This is a genomic window from Brevibacterium picturae (genome assembly GCF_030453725.1).
Classification (GTDB): Bacteria; Actinomycetota; Actinomycetes; order Actinomycetales; family Brevibacteriaceae; genus Brevibacterium; species Brevibacterium sandarakinum_A.
Genome location: NZ_JAKDJU010000059.1, coordinates 1 through 18,100, shown reverse-complemented (window position 1 = coordinate 18,100; position 18,100 = coordinate 1). Strand labels below are relative to the sequence as shown.

Below are 18,100 nucleotides of genomic sequence, written 5' to 3'. Positions count from 1 at the left end.
GTCGTCTCACATGGCCATGGCCATTCGAACGAACAGATCCGCATGAAGCAGTTGAGTCGGGCCCGCCGATCCATACGCGCCCTCGTACGCTCGGCAGCACGTCCTCGTCCAACTGCAGAGCGGGTGTCGGGGCCAGCGGTGGCTGTTGAAGTCTCTGCTGTGAATCGGCAACGTGACAATCCCGCTGGGGGATAGGCCGAGCGCGACCGATTGCCTCTCCGCCCGGAGTGTTCAGTGTCCTGGAACTGCAAGGGAGATCCCACTGCGCATGTGTGTGGGATGAGCGGCCGTCCACTTGTGGGCAGCACTGCTGACCAACACGGGCGCGAAGCCTGTCCGCAGGAGGGCAGCTGCCGATTGGGAAAACGAGGATCAATAGTGCTGGCGACACGATTGAGGGGCCCAGCAAACATGCTGGACCCCTCAATCAGTCGTCCGATCCGTCAGGACGAGCCGATATGAAACCTGTCTCGATCAGTGACCGAGCTGCTTATGATCGCCTGACTCGACCGAATCATGGTCGTGATGCGATGCTTCGAGCTCCTGCTTCGTCACCGGTGTGACACGGTCTTCGAAGAAGAACTTCGAAAGCCTGGCACGGAACTTCTCGAGTCCGGTGATCTTACCATCGGCATTCGGCTCCGCCGGTGTGTACGACGGCGATTCGAATGCGGTCAGCTTCCACAGCTTGTGCGGTGGCAGTGCCTCGTGACGTTCGAGGAACTCTCCGTGGGGGAGTCGGATGATATTCGCCGTCTCCCGACCATGCAACGCGATCTCACGATCCTTGCGCTGCAGAGCGATGCACATGCGCTTCGTGATCATGTAGCCGAGGATCGGTCCGACGAAGAACAGAATGCGATAGATGTAGATCATATCGTTGAGGGACATCTGGAAGAACACGGCGATGATGTCGCCCGAGGCAGCGGCCCACATGTTGCAGTAGAAGACGACACCTGCAACACCGATGGCGGTACGCGTGGGATTGTTGCGTGGACGATCGAGGATGTGGTGTTCACGTTTGTCCTTGAGCAGCCAGGACTCGAAGAACGGATAGATGAACATCGCACCGAAGACGCCGCCCATGACAATGACCGCGCTGTTGATATTCAGCGAGATCGGCCAACCTGCGATGTAGAACTCGAGCCAACCTGGAACGATGCGCAGGAATCCGTCTGCCCAACCGATATACCAGTCCGGCTGTGTGCCCGCCGAGACCGGCGATGGGTCGTACGGTCCGTAGTTCCAGATCGGGTTGATCGTGAACAGTGCCGAGATCAGGGAGAGGAGACCGAAGATGAGGAAGAAGAATCCTCCGCCCTTGGCCGCGAACGTCGGCAGGACAGGCTCACCGACGACGTTCTTCTCAGTGTTGCCGGAACCTGGGTACTGCGTGTGCTTGTGCACGACGACGAACACCAGGTGGATGCCGATCAGAGCGATCAGGAGCGCCGGAACGATCATGATGTGCAGCGAGTAGAGCCTGGCGACGATGTCGGTGCCGGGGAACTCGCCGCCGAAGATGAAGAATGAGAGATACGTTCCGACCAGGGGCAGTGACTTGACGATACCGTCAATGATCCGCAGACCGTTGCCCGAGAGCAGATCATCGGGCAGCGAGTAGCCGGTGAATCCAGCGGCCATACCCATGATGACGAGGAGCACACCGACGATCCAGTTGAGCTCGCGGGGGCGACGGAACGCGCCGGTGAAGAACACACGCAGCATGTGGATGCTCAGCGCAGCGACGAAGAGCAATGCACCCCAGTGGTGCATCTGACGGATGAACAGACCGCCGCGAATTTCGAACGATATCGCCAGAGTCGAGTTGTACGCCTCCGAGATCTCGACACCGCGCAATGGCGCCCAGGGACCTTCATAATGCATCTCGCCCATTGCGGGCGTGAAGAAGAAGGTGAGGAACGTTCCGGAGATGATGACGATGATGAAGCTGTAGAGAGCGACCTCGCCGAGCATGAACGACCAGTGGGAAGGAAAGATCTTGCGTCCGAATTCGCGCACCAGGACCGAAGCCCCGGCTCGTGTTTCGGCGAAGTTCGCAGCCTTCCCGACGGTGGTTGTGGGTTGTGTAGTACTCATGGGTGATTGATCTCCCAGAACGTAGGTCCGACGGGCTCAGGGAAGTCCGACTGTGCGACCAGGAAGCCGTCGCTGTCGACCGAGATGGGCAGCTGCGGGAGTGGACGCTTGGCCGGGCCGAAGATGACCTTGCAGTGTTCGGTCACATCGAACGTCGACTGGTGGCACGGGCAGAGCAGGTGGTGCGTCTGGTGCTCGTACAGAGCAACGGGGCAACCGACGTGGGTGCAGATCTTCGAGTACGCGACGATGCCGTCGTGCGACCAGTCTTTGCGATCCGGTTCCTCTTTGAGTTCCTTGGGATCGATGCGCATGAGGAGAACGGCAGCCTTGGCCTTCTCATTCAGTGGGTGTTCAGCATTCTCTTCATCGCCGATGCCGGACGGCAACACGTGATAGGCCGAACCGATGGTGACATCTTCTGCCTTGATGGGACGTTCGGATTCCATGGATGGAATACCGCCCGGATCCTGAATCAGGCGCACGCCTTCGCCCCAGAGGGTATTGAACATCTTGTCCCCGGGCAGCGGGCCCAGATCACGGAAGACGAGGACGGCAGGCAGGGGAGCGATGGCAAGAGCCGCGATCAGTGTGTTGCGCAGGAGCGGACGGCGGGCGATTCCCGACTCCTCCTTCGCCTGATGCAGGATCTCGAGCGCAACAGCCTGATCCTCTTCGCTGCCACCGATGTCGTGACGTTCGTCGATACCCTCGTGATCGCTCATGAGGTTCTTCGCCCACAGCACGGCACCGGCGCCGATGGAGAACATCGCCACAGCGGCACCGAGGCCAACGGAGGTGTTGTGGATACGGATGCTCTGCATCGTCTCACCTGGGGTGAACAGGAAGTAGGAGACGATGAACCAGATGGTTCCGACCATCGACAGGATGAACCACGCCGCTATCTGTCGTTCGGCTACCTTCGCGGCTTTCGGATCACGGTCAGCGATCCGCGGCTTGTGTTCCGGCAGCCCCGGGTTCGTGAACCCATTCAACTCCTCGAGCTGGCTGCCGCCGCCGAAGTGGTCTTTCGAGGTCATTGAATTCCCCGTCTTTTCTCGTGGTGGTTACTGAACGACATTGGCTGACTCACTTCGACCTGGATGACAGCCACACTGTCAGTCCGATGACTGCACTGAGTCCGAAGAACCAGATGAAGAGTCCCTCGGCCACAGGTCCCAGCGATCCGAGTTTGAATCCACCGGGTGAGGGCGTCTCCGACACCTCGTTGACATAGGCGATCACGTCGCGCTTGTCATCGGGAGTCAGGTTCGCGTCGTTGAAGATCGGCATGTTCTGTGGGCCGGTCTGCATTGCTTCGTAGATGTGCTTGTCGGAGACCTCTGACAGGTTCGGAGCGTATTTGCCCCGTGTCAGAGCGCCGCCGGCGCCGACCACGTTGTGGCACATCGCGCAGTTGGTGCGAAAGAGACTGCCGCCTGCAGCAGGATCGCCCTTGGATCCGTCGAGGTTCTCTTCCTCCGGAATCGCAGGGCCAGGGCCTAGCGATGCGACGTAGGCGGCGAGCTGTGCCGTCTGCTCGTCATTGAACTGCGATTCCTTGGCCCGCGCCTGCGGTCCGTTGGCCTGCAGGGGCATGCGTCCGGTTCCGACCTGGAAGTCGACTGCTGCTGCACCGACGCCGATGAGCCCTGGTCCGGATTTCGAACCCTCGCCACTGAGGCCGTGGCATGTTGCGCAGTTCGCGGCGAAGAGTTTTTGGCCTTCTTCGATATCCGAGGAGCTGGCAGTCTCTGCCTTTGCGCTCGATGTCTGGGTGAAGAGTGCATAGGCTCCGCCAGTCAGCAGCAAGCCCACCAAGAGCAGCACAACCAGTGCCATTGGATGCCTGCGGCGATCTGCTAAAAGCTTCACGTGATCGTCCTTTGCTTTAAATGTTGTGAGTCCGAATGGCCGTGCATCTCGAGCCGTCTACTGGAGGAGGTAGATGACTCCGAAGAGACCGACCCAGACGACGTCGACGAAGTGCCAATAGTAGGACACGCAAATCGCGAATGTGGCTTCGTGGTGACCGAACTTCTTGGCTCCGTATGCTCGTCCGATCACGAGCAGGAAGCAGATGAGCCCGATAGTCACGTGAATGCCGTGGAACCCGGTGGTCAGATAGAAGACCGAACCATAGCCATCTGTGTCGATGGCAAGGCCCTCGCTGACCAGGGTGGCGTACTCCATCACCTGACCGGCGACGAAGACCGCACCCAGCAGGAAGGTGAGGTAGAACCACTCGACCATTCCCCATTTGGCGATGTTGAACAGAGAGCCCGTCCTGCGCGGCCGGAACCTCTCTGCCGCGAAGACGCCCAGCTGGCAGGTGAATGAAGACGACACCAGAATGAGCGTATTGCCGAGCGCATAGGGAATGTCCAGAAGCTCGGTCTGGGTCTCCCATAGTCCGGGCACGACGGATCGAATGGTGAAGTACATGGCGAAGAGCGCGGCAAAGAACATCAGGTCGCTCGCGAGGAACACGATGAAGCCCACCGTGGTCACATTCGGACGATTGACAACCGGATGTGCTGGCGCTGTTTGAGATGCAGTGGCAGTTGACACAACCCCATTATTACTCGTCTCGGGGTGAGTTTTCATCTTTTACCCAGGTTTCGACGAATATTTTTCTACACGGTGTAGCGAAAACCTTGATTTGGTGCCGGAATCTCGTCTTCGGAGCACCCGGCCCCCGCGTGTCGAAGACAGGATAGGATGCCGCAGGTAAGTTCCATCTCGTGCTCAGAGGTGGTGGAAGTCCTTTAAGGAGAGTTCATTCGGATGACGGAGACACCGCGTACGACAAGCCCGGAAACACAGGATTCCGGGTTCCGAACCACACCTCAGGGCGCCACCTACAGTTGGCCGGATCTGCTGATGTCGCTCATGCATCAACAGGATCTCGACGAGTCTGCCGCCGCCTGGGCAATGGACCAGATCATGTCTGGTCAGACGCCCGATGTGACAATGGCCGCATTTCTCGTGGCACACCACACGAAGGGCGAAACTGTCGCTGAGATCGCCGGCTTGGTCTCCGCTATGATGGACCACGCCGTGCAGTTGCCGGGTCTCGAGGATTCCGTCGACATCGTCGGCACCGGCGGTGATCGGGCGAAGACGGCCAACATCTCCTCAACCGCAGCGATGATCATCTCCGCAAGCGGCCAGCGCGTCGTCAAGCATGGCAACCGCGCGACATCCTCGGCCTCCGGCTCCGCCGATGTGCTCGAAGCTCTCGGCGTTCGCTTCGACATCACGCCGGAGCAGACCGGGCTCATCGCGAAGGAAGTCGGCCTGGCATTCTGCTTCGCCAATGTCTTCCACCCGTCGATGCAGTTCGTGGCGGCGGTGCGTCGGCAGATCAGCGTTCCGACCGCGTTCAATATCCTCGGCCCGCTGACGAACCCGGCTCGTGCCCGTCATACTGCGATCGGAGTCGCCGACGCCCAGATGGCTCCCTTGGTTGTCGGCACATTGGCCAAAAGGGGCCACCAGGCGCTCGTGTTCCGGTCGCGCGACGGTCTGGACGAACTGAGCAACACCGACGTCAACGATGTGTGGGAGATTCGCCACGGCGAAGTCGAACATATGACCTTCGATGCCCTTGACCTGGGCTTCGAGCGTGTCACGAAGAACGAGCTGCGCGGCGGCGGGCCCGAACAGAACGCTGAGATCACCCGGTCGGTGCTCAACGGAGAGAAGTCCGCGGTGCGCGACATCGTGCTCATCAATACAGCAGCGGCACTCGTCGCGGCCGATGAGTCTGCGGTGGGGAGCCTGACCGAGCGAATGGCGGCGAAGCTGACCATTGCGGAAGAGACGGTCGATGCCGGTCTCGGCGCGCAGAAGCTCGATCAGCTGATTGCGGTCTCACACAGGGTCGCCGAGACGAACCGTCCCTGACTCCTGCGCGTGGTAGTTGGCCCCGGTGCAGGGAAGCGCCCAAGCTCCCTGCATCGAGGCCAGTGTTGCCGACTGCAGCCATTGGGACAGGAGCCTGGTCTCTTCCGCCAAAGAGTCGGATGCTGCCGGAAGCTTCCCTGGTGCAGGAACCCATTCCGCGGTCGCGCGAATGGCAACGAAGGCCTCGTCGATTCCCCACGAGCCACGGGAGTGTGCAGCGGCGGCCAGCTTCCCATATCGGATGACGGCGAGATCGAACCCTCCTTCGGGTCCCGGAGCGTGCGCAAGGATCTCAGGAATATCTCGCAGAGCACGAACGGACTCGGCCCGTGCGGCGTTTGCCAGTCCCGAACGCATGGCATCGCGCACCTCGGCGGCTGTCTCATACCTGGCTTCGGTGGCCAACCTCGACATTCTCTGCGTGCACAGATTACGCAGCGTTGAGAAGTCACCGTCCATGACCGCGAACAGATCGCTGATGTCGGCCAGGTACGCCTGCCTGTCGGTCACGCCGGCGCAGGGACCTCCGCACTGCCCGACCTGGGAACTCACGCACGGGCGGTGCGATCCGAGAGTGGCGGAGGTGATCTTCGCCGTGCATCGTTTGACGGGATAGAGGGTGTCGAGAAGCTCCTTCACCGCTTGGGCCGTCTTGCGTGACCGGAACGGGCCCAGGGGAGTGGCGGGCGACTTCTCCAATGCGGTGTTCGAACGGACGACCGACAGGCGGGGATATGCCTCATCGCTGAGAACGATCCAGGAATTGCGTTCGGGGTTCTTCGAACGACGGTTATAGGGCGGGGCGAGTTCTCCGATCAGGCGAATCTCCCTGACCTCGGCCTCGAGCGCGTGCGCGCATGGCAGGCAGCTGACCTCCTGAGCTGCTGTGATCATCTCAGCCATCCGGCCGCGGTTCTCCGAAGCGTTGAAGTAGCCCCGGACTCGGCGCGCCATATTGCCGGATTTGCCGATGTAGAGGACTCGTCGAGTTCCATCGAGGAACATGTAGACGCCAGGTTCGGCCGGAACCCCCTTGGCCAGATGTGATTTGGCTTGCCGCTTCGCCCATCCGGCCTGGCGCACCGTGGCCAGCTCTTCGAGAGTTGTGATGCCATAGCCGCCGAATCGCTCCAGCACCCGGTGCAGCAGCTCTCCGGTGGCCTTGGCATCGGAGAGTGCCCTGTGGTCGGGGGAGACCTCGGTTCCGAAGTGAGCGGCGAGAGTCGACAGTTTGTGGTTGCGGACCTCATCGCGACTCACTACTCGTCGGGACAGGGCGACGGTGTCGAGGACGGTCGGCTGGGGCCAGTGGTAGTCGAGCTTCTCACACGCGGAGCGGAGGAAGCCGATGTCGAAGGGAGCATTGTGTGCAACCAGGACCGCACCAACGGAGAACTCCAAAAAGCTCGGCAGGACAGAGCGAATCGAGGGAGCATCATCGACCATGGCGTGTGTGATGCCGGTCAGTCGCGCCACGAAGGGGCTGATCACCGATTCCTCGGGCTTGACCAGGGACTGGAACTCTCCGAGCACCTCACCGCCGCGCGTCTTGATCGCACCGATCTCCGTGATCTCCGACTTGCCGGCATGAGTGCCCGTTGTCTCGAGGTCGACGATGACGAATGTGACCTCGTGAAGAGGCGTACCGAGGCTGTCGAACGACAGCTGCGAGGAATCGACTGCCGTGGGTGATCGGTCGAATGGGATGGGCATGTGGCCCAGCCTTTCACCCGCCCGTGACATGGGACCGTCGGTCGACTGCGGCATCACACCGAGGCGCCGTTGTCTCCGTCGGACGAACGACTCGTGGGGAGATGGAAGAACAGGCCGACTGCTCCGCCGAGGCCGACAGCAATTCCGATCAACAGAAACCAGCCGGGCAGTGGGCGGAAGAAGATCGCACCGAGGACCAACAGGAGGACAGCGCCGAACGTCGCGATCACCGAGAGCATCAGAGTCGGCGAGGCGGTGCGCCAGCCGATGGGTTCCGCCGGCCCGGGCTCCCAGCCCTCTTCCTCTTCGAGTCTCTCCCTGACCTCTTCAACAGGCATATCACCCATCATGGCGCTGGGCTCGGCAATCTGATTGACAAGATCCTCCCAGTGGCTGTCACTGATGCGCGAAGAATCACCGATCCGCTCGGACTCGGGAACCTGGTTGCGCCAGTCCTCGTTCTTCTCGTCGTCCATGTCCACTATCAGCAATCTTCTCGTTGTCTCTATTCCCCGACTCCGGGGGTTCCTGCCGCCGATCGAGCGGCGGATGTCGTTTTCTCAAGGACCGCCTCGGCGATCGTGTCCGCGTCGTTGTCCAAGGTGGCCACGTGCCGGGACTGACGCAGGGATATGATCTCCGGTCGCTGGGACAGACGCGAACGCAGGGTCCGGAGGGTTCGCGGACCGACAACGCTGTCACGGCCCGAGACGAAGAGTGAGACCGGGCACTCGATCCGCCACAGATCGTCGCGAAGCGTCTTCTGGGCCGAAGCGAACGAGGCGATAGCGGCGACAGGTGTGCGGTCGTAGGCATACTCGCAGCGGTCCGGATGCGCGATGTCTCCGGCGATCGCCGGCACCGAGGTGACGACGTGCTTGAGGACCGGCAGTACCGGGGTCAGCGGGGAGTCGATGTAGAGGGCCGGGTTGATGAGGACGAGTTCGTCGGGTGGCTCATCGCCGGCGCCCAGTGCCAACGCGAGTGCGCCGCCCATCGACAAGCCGGCCACCACTACCCGGGAATGAGTCCGGGAGAGTGCCTGGAATTCTGCTTTCGCGGCATCCAGCCAATCAGCCCAGGTCGTGGCATTCAGGTCCTGCCAGCGCGTTCCGTGGCCGGGAAGCAGCGGCACGCTGACGCTGATTCCCTGACGTTGTATGGCCCGGGCGATGGGGAACCACGCGGCAGGCGAACCGGTGATCCCGTGGAGAAACAGCACAGCAGACGCAGAGGCCGGAACGATCTGACGGTAAGGTGCAGTCGGCACCGATTGTGGTGAGAAGTCGATCTCCATAGCTTCAGCATGGCATGAATGTGCGGTGATCGTGTCGATATATGATGTCCGAGGACGACAAAGAGTCGTGACAGGGAAGGGTGCTCGTGTTCTACTGGTTTCTCAAGCGAGTCGTGGCCGGACCCATTCTGCGCATTCTCTTCCGTCCCTGGGTGCGCGGGCTGGACAACCTCCCATCCGATGGTCCTGCGATCATCGCGGGAAACCACAATCACTTCATGGACTCGATCTTCGTTCCCCTGCTTGCTCCCCGCCCGGTCGTCTACCTGGCGAAGAAGGACTATTTCACCGGCCGTGGCCTCAAAGGTGCCATCACCCGCTGGTTCTTCAAACTCAACAACCAGCTGCCGATGGACAGAGCTGGAGGATCCGGTTCCCAGGCGTCTTTGGAATCCGGTCTCAAGGTCCTGGGGGAGGGCAACTCTCTGGGAATCTATCCGGAGGGCACGCGATCACCGGACGGCAAGCTCTACCGGGGTCGCACCGGTGTCGCACGCCTTGTCCTCGAGTCCGGTGCCCCTGTGATTCCCGTTGCGATCATCGGCACCGACAAGATTCAGCCCCCTGGCCGTCTGATTCCCAAATTCCGCCGGGTCGGGATCGTGTTCGGGTCCTCGATGGACTTCTCCAAATATGAGGGGCTGCCGAACGACAGATTCCTCCTGCGCTCCGTCACCGACGAGATCATGTACGAGATCATGCGGCTGTCCGGGCAGGAGTACGTCGACAAGTACGCGTCGACGGTCAAAACCAAGCTCCTCACCAGTTCCAAACCGAAGAAGGCAGAGGACAAGAAGAATGAGGACCAGAAGCCACAGAGTTCCGCCGAGGGCGAGGATGACCAATCGCAGTCCGGGTCCGACTGAACCGGGTCCGGCTGAGACCGCGAACCGTTGATGTAATGGTCAATCAGCTGTTCGAATACTGCGATAACGGCGACACGCGCAAATTGTTACCTTGAGGTGTTTGTCCTGGAAGGCCCGGAAGAATAGCTTGGAGATGTTGAATCCCACTGTAGGTTCGCTGAGAAGAGAGCTAGAATGGAAATGTTCTCTGCCCTTCAAAGCGATCTTCGCTTCCCCCAGGGACTATAAGGAGGAGTCGGTGTGAACCGCTCAAGTCATGAAAGCGTCGAACCGACGCCGATACCGCCAGCCGCTCAAGGACTGTTGTTCGATGATGATCTGCCTGTCCTCGATGAAGAGGCTGGATACCGTGGCCCGACCGTGTGCAAGGTCATCGGCATCAGCTACCGTCGACTCGACTACTGGGCCCGCACCGACCTGGTGACCCCGTCGATCCGCAATGCAACCGGATCCGGCAGCCAGCGACTCTACAGTTTCCGCGACATCCTTGTCCTCAAGATCGTCAAGCGACTCCTCGACACCGGCGTCGGTCTGGCGTCGATCCGCACCGCGGTCGATCACCTGCGTTCACGCGGAGTGCAGGATCTCTCGCAGATCACTCTCATGTCCGACGGGGCCAGCGTCTTCGAGTGCACTTCGCCCGACGAGGTCGTCGACCTCCTGCAGGGCGGACAGGGAGTCTTCGGCATTGCAGTGGGGCGCGTCTGGAACGAAGTCGAAGGAAGCCTGTCCGAATTGCCGAGCGAACGTCTTCCTGAAGACGATTCCGCCATCGTCGAGATGGACGAACTCGCGCAGCGAAGGGCGCAGAAGCTCGGCTGAACAACCTGCGCCCGGACGCCGGGCTGCCCTGCCCGGGGGCACCATGGGGGATTGATGAGTGTGGCCCGTCCGAAAGGACGGGCCATACTCAATTTCATCACAGGCAATACTTCGTCAAAGGCAATCAAGCAACACACCATGCTCTGTCGCGACAGCACAGCGTCACGACATGCCCCTCGAGCGCTGCTCGAGGCTTATTGATCCTGAGGCTTGCGCGATCGGATATTCTCCGAGCGCAGAGCCCGTTCCAGCAAAGTGTCGAACGACGTTGCCACTTCTTCTGCCGGTTTGCCGGGCCAGGAGTGGATCGGGCGGGCAGAACCCTGGGCCTGCTGCATCACCGCACGTTCGGCCAGCGGCGGATTGAGCACCAAAGGCCCGAACATCTCCCGCATCTCAGTGATGCGATAGTCATGTTCATTCGAACCCGCACGCACCCGATTGACCACGAGACCCAGTGGCTGGATGTCGGATGTCCCTCGTTGGCGCAGCTCGTCTGCCGCCCGAAGCGCACGATCGGCGGCCGCGACAGAGAAGAGGCTGGGTTCGGTCACCACTGCGACGCGGCTGCTGGCAGTCCACGCGGTGCGTGTGAGCCCATTGAGGCTCGGTGGGCAATCGATGAGAACGAGCCGATAGCCTTGAGCGACCCGACTCAGCGCGTCTTCAAGGCGCCGGAGGTATCGCTCCGACAACGAAGGGCGGTCGAATTCCGCAGCTCTGGGAGAACCGGAGATCACGTCAAGTTGCCCGAGCTTGTCGCCCACCCACCCGGAGGGGATGATCGCCTCGGACAGGATTTTCTGGGACTTCGGAGCAGCGAGCACATCGGCGATGTCGACACGCGTCGAGGTCGGGACGTCAAGGCCGGTCGATGAGTCCGCTTGGGGATCCATGTCGACGACCAAGGTCGGAATTCCCCGGTTGTAAGCGGCCGAGGCAAGACCGAGTGTCACGGACGTCTTACCGACTCCGCCTTTGAGGCTGCTGATACTTAGGACAAGCACGCTCCTACGTTAACGTATCGGGCCGGGCTGAGCAGTCACGACCACGCCGGGCGTGGCAGCCGAGTGAAAATGGGACCCCCTGTATTCGAGTGCTCCAGGTCACTGAGTAGAGTGGTTCCTCGACAGCCCGTCGACTATCGCCCTCAGGCGATCGATACAGAAGTGTGAGACACAGATGTTCTCTAAAGTTCTTGTGGCAAATCGTGGTGAGATTGCCGTTCGCGCGTTCCGTGCAGCGTACGAACTCGGCGCCTCCACTGTCGCTGTTTTCCCCTATGAGGATCGGAACTCCGAACACCGGATGAAGGCCGATGAGGCCTATATGATCGGCCAGGAAGGGCACCCCGTTCGTGCCTACCTCAGTGTCGAAGAGATGTTGCGCGTTGCTCAGGAATCCGGGGCCGACGCAATCTACCCCGGCTACGGCTTCCTGTCGGAGAATCCCGACCTGGCGCGAGCCTGCCAAGACGCAGGAATCACCTTCGTCGGCCCCGAGGCCGATGTGCTCGAGCTTGCCGGCAACAAAGTGCAGGCTCTGACAGCCGCACGCAATGCCGGAATTCCCGTGCTCGACTCGACGCGTCCCTCTGCCGACATCGCCCAGCTGCTGGCCGATGCGGAATCCATGGAGTACCCGCTCTTCGTCAAGGCAGTTGCCGGCGGCGGTGGGCGCGGCATGCGCCGAGTCGGCGACGCCTCACAGCTGGAGGATGCACTCAAAGCCGCGATGCGCGAAGCAGAGGGAGCCTTCGGCGATCCCACGGTCTTCATCGAACAGGCAGTGCAGCGTCCGCGTCACATCGAGGTACAGGTCCTCGCTGACAACGACTCGAATGCGATTCACCTCTTCGAACGCGACTGCTCCGTCCAGCGCCGTCACCAGAAGGTCGTCGAGATCGCACCGGCTCCGAACCTGGACCCGGCAATCGCCGACGCCCTGCACGCGGATGCGCTGAAGTTCGCCAAGGCTCTCGGTTACCAGAACGCGGGAACCGTCGAGTTCCTCCTCGAGACCGATGGTCCGCGCAAGGGACAGCATGTCTTCATCGAGATGAACCCGCGCATTCAGGTTGAGCACACGGTCACAGAGGAGATCACGGACATCGATCTGGTCGCCTCCCAGATGCGCGTCGCATCGGGGGATACTCTGGCTGAGATCGGCCTGACTCAGGACGAGATGCGAATCAAGGGCGCCGCCCTCCAGTGCCGCATCACCACCGAGGATCCGGCCAATTCCTTCCGTCCCGACACCGGGACCATCACCGCGTACCGCTCGGCGGGTGGTGCCGGTGTGCGACTCGACGGTGGGACAGTGCATGCCGGTGCCGCAGTCAGCGCACACTTCGACTCGATGCTCGTCAAGCTCACCTGCCGTGGTCGCGACTTCGGTCAGGCGATCTCGCGCGCTCGTCGGGCACTTGCCGAGTTCCGGATCCGCGGTGTCTCGTCGAACATCGGGTTCCTGCGTGCCGTGCTCGAAGATGAGTCATTCATCGCCGGAGATCTCGCGACCTCATTCATCGAGGAGCGCCCGCACCTGCTCGACGCTCGCGTCAGTGCCGATCGCGGTTCGAAGATCCTCGACTACCTGGCCGACGTCACGGTCAACCGTCCCAACGGCGAGCCCAGTGTGCGCATCCGCCCGGGGGAGAAGCTTCCCCAAATCGACCTCGACGCAGATCCGATGCCGGGAAGTCGCGATCGGCTCCTCGACGCCGGTCCTGCGGGCTTCGCTCAGGCACTGCGGAACCAGACTCCTCTGGCCGTCACCGACACCACCTTCCGCGATGCTCACCAGTCTCTGCTCGCCACCCGTGTGCGCACCCGGGACCTGCTCGCCGTCGCCGGACACGTCTCCCGGATGACACCTGAGCTGCTCAGCATCGAAGCCTGGGGCGGGGCCACCTACGATGTGGCGCTGCGCTTCCTCGGTGAGGATCCCTGGGAGCGGTTGGCCGCGCTGCGCTCGGCCGTGCCCAACATCAACCTGCAGATGCTTCTGCGCGGTCGCAACACGGTCGGTTACACCCCGTACCCGACCCAGGTCACCGATGCCTTCGTCGATGAGGCGGCCCGCACCGGCATCGACATCTTCCGCATCTTCGACGCCCTCAACGATGTCGAACAGATGCGGCCGGCCATCGAAGCCGTTCGAGCCACGAACACCACGGTCGCCGAGGTTGCCCTGTGCTACACCTCCGACATCCTCGATCCGCGAGAAAAGCTCTACACGCTCGACTACTACCTGAAGCTGGCCGAGCAGATCGTCGCCGCCGGCGCACATGTGCTCGCGATCAAGGACATGGCCGGACTGCTCCGCCCTGCTGCTGCGACGAAACTCGTCACGGCCCTGCGGGAGAACTTCGATCTTCCCGTCCACGTCCACACTCACGACACCGCCGGTGGCCAGTTGGCAACTCTCTGCGCTGCCGCGGCAGCCGGTGCCGACGCCGTCGATGGGGCATCTGCCGCCATGGCCGGGACGACCAGTCAACCGAGCCTGTCCGCTCTGGTGGCGGCGTTCGAGAACACCGAACGCGACACCGGGATCAGTCTCAATGCGGTCAGCGATCTCGAACCGTATTGGGAATCGGTCCGCAAGGTCTACGCACCCTTCGAGTCCGGACTGCCCGGACCGACCGGGCGCGTCTACCGGCACGAGATCCCGGGCGGCCAGCTGTCCAACCTGCGCCAGCAGGCCGTTGCTCTGGGCCTGGGGGAGCGGTTCGAGGATATCGAGCGCATGTACGCGGCAGCGGATGCGATCCTCGGCCACCTCGTCAAGGTCACCCCGTCGTCGAAGGTCGTCGGAGACCTCGCTCTCCACCTCGTCGGTGCCGGAGTCGACCCGGAGGAGTTCGCAGAGAATCCGGACAGGTTCGACATCCCTGACTCGGTGATCGGCTTCCTCAACGGCGACCTCGGTGATCCTCCGGGCGGATGGCCCGAGCCGTTCCGGACGAAGGCGCTGGCCGGACGTAGGCACAACGCCGTGTCCGAAGACCTTGCGCCCGAGGATGCGGCAGCCCTGGAGACGCCGGGCACCGCACGTCAGGCAAAGCTCAACTCGCTCCTGTTCCCCGGCCCGACCAGGGAGTTCGAGCAGATGCGCGCGGACTACGGCGATCTGTCCGTTGTCGAGACCTCGGAGTACCTCTACGGTCTGACTGCGGGCGAGGAGCACGCGGTCGAACTGTCGAAGGGCAAGGACCTCCTCATCGGCGTGCAGGCGATCAGCGGCACCGACGAGCGCGGCATGCGATCGGTGATGTTCACCCTCAACGGTCAGCTGCGTCCGCTCCAGGTGCGCGACCGTGCGGTCGAAAGCGACGTCAAGACAGCGGAGAAGGCCGATCCTTCCCAGTCCGGTCACGTGGCAAGCCCGTTCGCAGGCGTCGTCACACTGCAGGTCGAAGAGGGGGATCGTGTCGAGGCCGGTGCGACTGTCGCGACGATCGAGGCTATGAAGATGGAAGCCTCCATCACCACTCAGACGGCCGGCACAGTCTCGCGTATCGCCATCGGCAACGTCCAGCAGCTCGAAGGCGGCGACCTAGTCGTGGTCATCGATGGCTGAGCGAGACATCCGCCTGTGGGGTGATCCGGTGCTGCGCAGTTCGTGCGCGCTGGTCACCGTCTTCGACGAAGGGCTCAGAGCGCTGGCCCAGGACCTCGTGGACACGTCACTGCCGGAGGGTCGGGCCGCTGTCGCGGCACCGCAGATCGGCGTCGGCGTACGGGCATTCGGCTATGACCTTGACGGTCGTACGGGATATGTCATCAACCCCGAGGTTGTCGAGGTCGGTGGGCAGCTGCGCGAAATCGAGGAGGGTTGCCTCTCCGTCCCTGGACTGTTCTTCCCCACGCCGCGCTACGAGTTCGCTCGTGTGCGCGGCGTGGACGCGGAGAACTCACCGGTGGAGATCTCCGGCACGGAGATCTTCGCTCAGATGCTCCAGCACGAGGTGGCTCACCTCGACGGGCAGGTCTACGTCCAGACCCTGCCCAAGGAGCGTCGTCGCGAAGCCATGAAGGCCATCCGCGGTTCGGACTGGTTCCTCGCCAGGCAGCCGTGACACACATGGACGAACAGACACATACACGAAATGGAGCAGCTAATGGGCATTCAACGCACCGCAGTCATCGGCAGCGGACTCATGGGCGCCGGCATCGCCGAGGTGCTCGCGAAGTCGGGGCTCGACGTCATCGTCCGTGAGATCAACGATGAGGCCTCCGCCGCGGGCCGTGCTCGCATCGAGAAGTCCTTGACCCGTGCGGTCGAGAAGGGAAAGCTCGATTCCGGGGCCCGGGACGCAGCCCTGGGCAGATTGCGATTCACCACTGACATCGCCGAACTCGGCGATCGCCAACTGGTCATCGAGGCCGCGAGCGAGAACGAGGACATCAAGAAGTCGATCTTCGCCGAACTCGACGCGGTCGTGACGGATCCCGAGGCGATTCTCGCCTCGAACACCTCGTCGATGCCGATCATCCGGTTCGCACAGTCGACATCACGTCCGGAGCGGGTTCTCGGGGTTCATTTCTTCAACCCGGCCCCGGTCCAACCTCTTGTCGAGATCGTCTCCTCCGTACTCACCGCCGATTCGGTGCGTGAGACGGTCACGGATTTTGTCGCCGAGGTGCTGGGCAAGAATCCGATCCAGGCTCAGGACCGTCCCGGTTTCATCGTCAACGCACTGCTCATTCCGTACCTGTGCAGTGCCATCCGCATGCTCGAGTCCGGGTTCGCCACCAAGGAAGACATCGACGCTGGGATGGTGGGCGGCTGCGCGCACCCGATGGGGCCGATCTCATTGGTCGATCTGGTGGGCCTCGACACCTGCCTGTACGCGGCGGAGAGCATCTACTCGGAGACCGGTGACCCTGCGGCCAAGCCTCCGGTGCTGCTCTCTCGCATGGTCGATGCCGGCCTGCTGGGCGTCAAGTCCGGTCGCGGCTTCTACGAATACTGAGGCTGTTCGCAACAGCACAGTCAAAGAACTCCTGGCCGGTGAATGCACCGACCAGGAGTTCTTGCATTCAGGCCTGATTCGGCCAAGCGGCGACCTCAGCCGGCCAGGAGCTTCTCGTAGCTGGCCAGCTTCACACAGGCCACGAGGCCCTGCGCAGCCAATTCCACGTCCTCGACAGCGGGCATGGTCGGGGCGATGCGGATGATGTTGTTGTGCGGATCCAACCCATAGGGGTGGGTGGCACCGGCCGGGGTCAGCTTGACCCCCGCCTCGGCGGCCAATTTCACAATCCGATCCGCGGTGCCCTCCAAGGTGGTCAGGGTGATGAAGTACCCGCCGTCGGGTTCAGTCCACTGTGCCAGGTCTCTGCCGCCCAGCCCCCGCTCAAGAGTGTCCAACACGGCGTCGAATTTCGGGGCAATGATCTTCGCGTGCTGGCGCATGTGCTCCTCGACTCCCGCCGGGTCGGAGAAGAAGCGCAGATGGCGCAGCTGGTTGACCTTATCGGGACCGATCGAGATCTTCGAGAGATTCGCCCGGAACCAACCACTGGTCTCCGGCCCTGCACCGAAGAAGGAGACTCCGGCACCGGCATGAGTGATCTTCGACGTCGAGGCGAAGATCCATGGGCGTTCCGGGTGTCCGGCTTCGGCGCAGATGCTGAGGATGTCGAGCACTTCGGGGTGCTGCTCGCGCAGGTGGTGGAGTCCGTAGGCGTTGTCCCACAGCAGTGTGAAGTCGGGTGCCGCCGCAGGCATCGCCGCGAGCTCCCGAGCTCGTCCCTCGGTGATCGTGATGCCGGTCGGATTCGAGTACATGGGCACCAGCCACATGCCCTTGACCGTCTCATCCGCAGCCAGACGCTGTGCCTCGGCGACGATGGGGCCTTCGGAGTCCATCGGGATGCTCAGGAGCTCGAAGCCCAGAGACTCGGCCAGAGTGAAGTGCCGATCGTATCCGGGGACCGGACAGATGAGCTTATGCGGTCCCTGCCCCCAAGGGCGTGAGTCACCGACGGTTCCGTGCATGAGGGCGAAGGTCAGCGCCTGGGCCATGAGGGTCAGTGAGGCATTGCCCCCAGCCAACAGTTGGTCCGAAGGCACCTTGAGCAGGGGAGAGAAGAGCTCACGCAGCTCGACGATTCCATCCAGCCCCCCGTAGTTGCGGGTGTCGACGCCGCTCGGAGTCATGACATCGTCCCCGGTGACTGCGCTGAGAAGATCCGCCGAAAGGTCAAGTTGCTCACTTGCCGGCTTGCCTCGGGTGATATCGAGCTTCAACCCGCGAGACGCGAATTCCTCATAGGCGCCAGAAGCGCTCTCCAGTTCTGCCTGCAGCTCGGAAGTGGGGGACATCGATGCTCCTTGTCACTGTTGTTTGACCGTACAGCCATCCTAGTCATTTCCCGGCTCG

General features: G+C 62.1%; 15 protein-coding genes. 6 read left to right on the top strand and 9 right to left on the bottom strand.

The window, feature by feature from the left end; genetic code table 11:
• Positions 1–474: 474 nt before the first annotated feature.
• The 4 genes from qcrB to ctaE are packed head-to-tail and all read right to left on the bottom strand — an operon-like array spanning position 475 to position 4,707.
• Positions 475–2,100 carry a cytochrome bc1 complex cytochrome b subunit gene (gene qcrB / locus L0G76_RS07935; RefSeq protein ID WP_304356756.1) on the bottom strand — a complete coding sequence of 542 codons (1,626 nt, stop codon included), beginning with the start codon at positions 2,098–2,100 and terminating at the stop codon, positions 475–477.
• Positions 2,097–3,140 carry a cytochrome bc1 complex Rieske iron-sulfur subunit gene (gene qcrA, locus L0G76_RS07930; RefSeq protein ID WP_304356755.1) on the bottom strand — a complete coding sequence of 348 codons (1,044 nt, stop codon included), beginning with the start codon at positions 3,138–3,140 and terminating at the stop codon, positions 2,097–2,099. Before qcrA ends, qcrB begins: the two co-directional genes overlap by 4 nt.
• Before the next feature lie 49 nt (positions 3,141–3,189).
• Positions 3,190–3,975, bottom strand: a complete 786-nt coding sequence (qcrC, locus tag L0G76_RS07925) for a cytochrome bc1 complex diheme cytochrome c subunit (protein ID WP_304356754.1) — start codon at positions 3,973–3,975, stop codon at positions 3,190–3,192.
• A 57-nt stretch (positions 3,976–4,032) separates the two neighbouring features.
• Complete coding sequence (gene ctaE, locus L0G76_RS07920) at positions 4,033–4,707, bottom strand: aa3-type cytochrome oxidase subunit III (protein ID WP_487246998.1); 675 nt, start codon at positions 4,705–4,707, stop codon at positions 4,033–4,035.
• A 180-nt stretch (positions 4,708–4,887) separates the two neighbouring features.
• On the opposite strand from ctaE, the gene trpD reads away from it, so the two are divergent.
• Positions 4,888–6,009, top strand: a complete 1,122-nt coding sequence (gene trpD, locus L0G76_RS07915) for an anthranilate phosphoribosyltransferase (protein WP_304356753.1) — start codon at positions 4,888–4,890, stop codon at positions 6,007–6,009.
• Here the strand turns inward: trpD and L0G76_RS07910 are convergent.
• The 3 genes from L0G76_RS07910 to L0G76_RS07900 are packed head-to-tail and all read right to left on the bottom strand — an operon-like array spanning position 5,977 to position 9,019.
• On the bottom strand, positions 5,977–7,722 hold the full coding sequence (locus L0G76_RS07910; protein ID WP_304356752.1) for a DEDD exonuclease domain-containing protein: 1,746 nt from the start codon (positions 7,720–7,722) through the stop codon (positions 5,977–5,979). The two genes, trpD and L0G76_RS07910, sit on opposite strands and share 33 nt — an antisense overlap.
• 53 nt (positions 7,723–7,775) lie before the next feature.
• A complete protein-coding gene (locus tag L0G76_RS07905; RefSeq protein ID WP_304356751.1) occupies positions 7,776–8,198 on the bottom strand; it encodes a hypothetical protein in 423 nt (140 codons plus the stop codon).
• Positions 8,199–8,227: 29 nt separating this feature from the next.
• Positions 8,228–9,019 (bottom strand): alpha/beta hydrolase, encoded by a 792-nt coding sequence (locus L0G76_RS07900; protein ID WP_304356750.1) that lies wholly within the window; start codon positions 9,017–9,019, stop codon positions 8,228–8,230.
• Positions 9,020–9,105: 86 nt separating this feature from the next.
• Between L0G76_RS07900 and L0G76_RS07895 the strand changes: the two genes are divergently transcribed.
• Both L0G76_RS07895 and L0G76_RS07890 read left to right on the top strand, forming a co-directional pair.
• Positions 9,106–9,885 (top strand): lysophospholipid acyltransferase family protein, encoded by a 780-nt coding sequence (locus L0G76_RS07895; RefSeq protein WP_304356749.1) that lies wholly within the window; start codon positions 9,106–9,108, stop codon positions 9,883–9,885.
• 240 nt (positions 9,886–10,125) lie between these two features.
• Positions 10,126–10,707 (top strand): MerR family transcriptional regulator, encoded by a 582-nt coding sequence (locus L0G76_RS07890; RefSeq protein WP_304356748.1) that lies wholly within the window; start codon positions 10,126–10,128, stop codon positions 10,705–10,707.
• A 194-nt stretch (positions 10,708–10,901) separates the two neighbouring features.
• Here the strand turns inward: L0G76_RS07890 and L0G76_RS07885 are convergent, their stop codons facing one another.
• Entirely contained in the window at positions 10,902–11,714 is an 813-nt protein-coding gene (locus L0G76_RS07885) for a ParA family protein (RefSeq protein ID WP_304356747.1), read from the bottom strand.
• Between the two features lie 175 nt (positions 11,715–11,889).
• Between L0G76_RS07885 and L0G76_RS07880 the strand changes: the two genes are divergently transcribed.
• Genes L0G76_RS07880 through L0G76_RS07870 form a run of 3 tightly spaced genes read left to right on the top strand, consistent with a single transcriptional unit; the run spans position 11,890 to position 16,687 of the window.
• Positions 11,890–15,291, top strand: coding sequence for a pyruvate carboxylase (locus tag L0G76_RS07880; protein WP_304356746.1), 3,402 nt, complete (start codon positions 11,890–11,892; stop codon positions 15,289–15,291).
• Complete coding sequence (locus L0G76_RS07875; protein ID WP_304356745.1) at positions 15,284–15,790, top strand: peptide deformylase; 507 nt, start codon at positions 15,284–15,286, stop codon at positions 15,788–15,790. The genes L0G76_RS07880 and L0G76_RS07875 overlap by 8 nt, the downstream gene beginning before the upstream one ends.
• 42 nt (positions 15,791–15,832) lie before the next feature.
• Complete coding sequence (locus L0G76_RS07870) at positions 15,833–16,687, top strand: 3-hydroxybutyryl-CoA dehydrogenase (protein ID WP_304356744.1); 855 nt, start codon at positions 15,833–15,835, stop codon at positions 16,685–16,687.
• A 95-nt stretch (positions 16,688–16,782) separates the two neighbouring features.
• Here the strand turns inward: L0G76_RS07870 and L0G76_RS07865 are convergent, their stop codons facing one another.
• Positions 16,783–18,042, bottom strand: coding sequence for an aspartate aminotransferase type Ic (locus L0G76_RS07865; RefSeq protein WP_304356743.1), 1,260 nt, complete (start codon positions 18,040–18,042; stop codon positions 16,783–16,785).
• Positions 18,043–18,100: the final 58 nt, after the last annotated feature.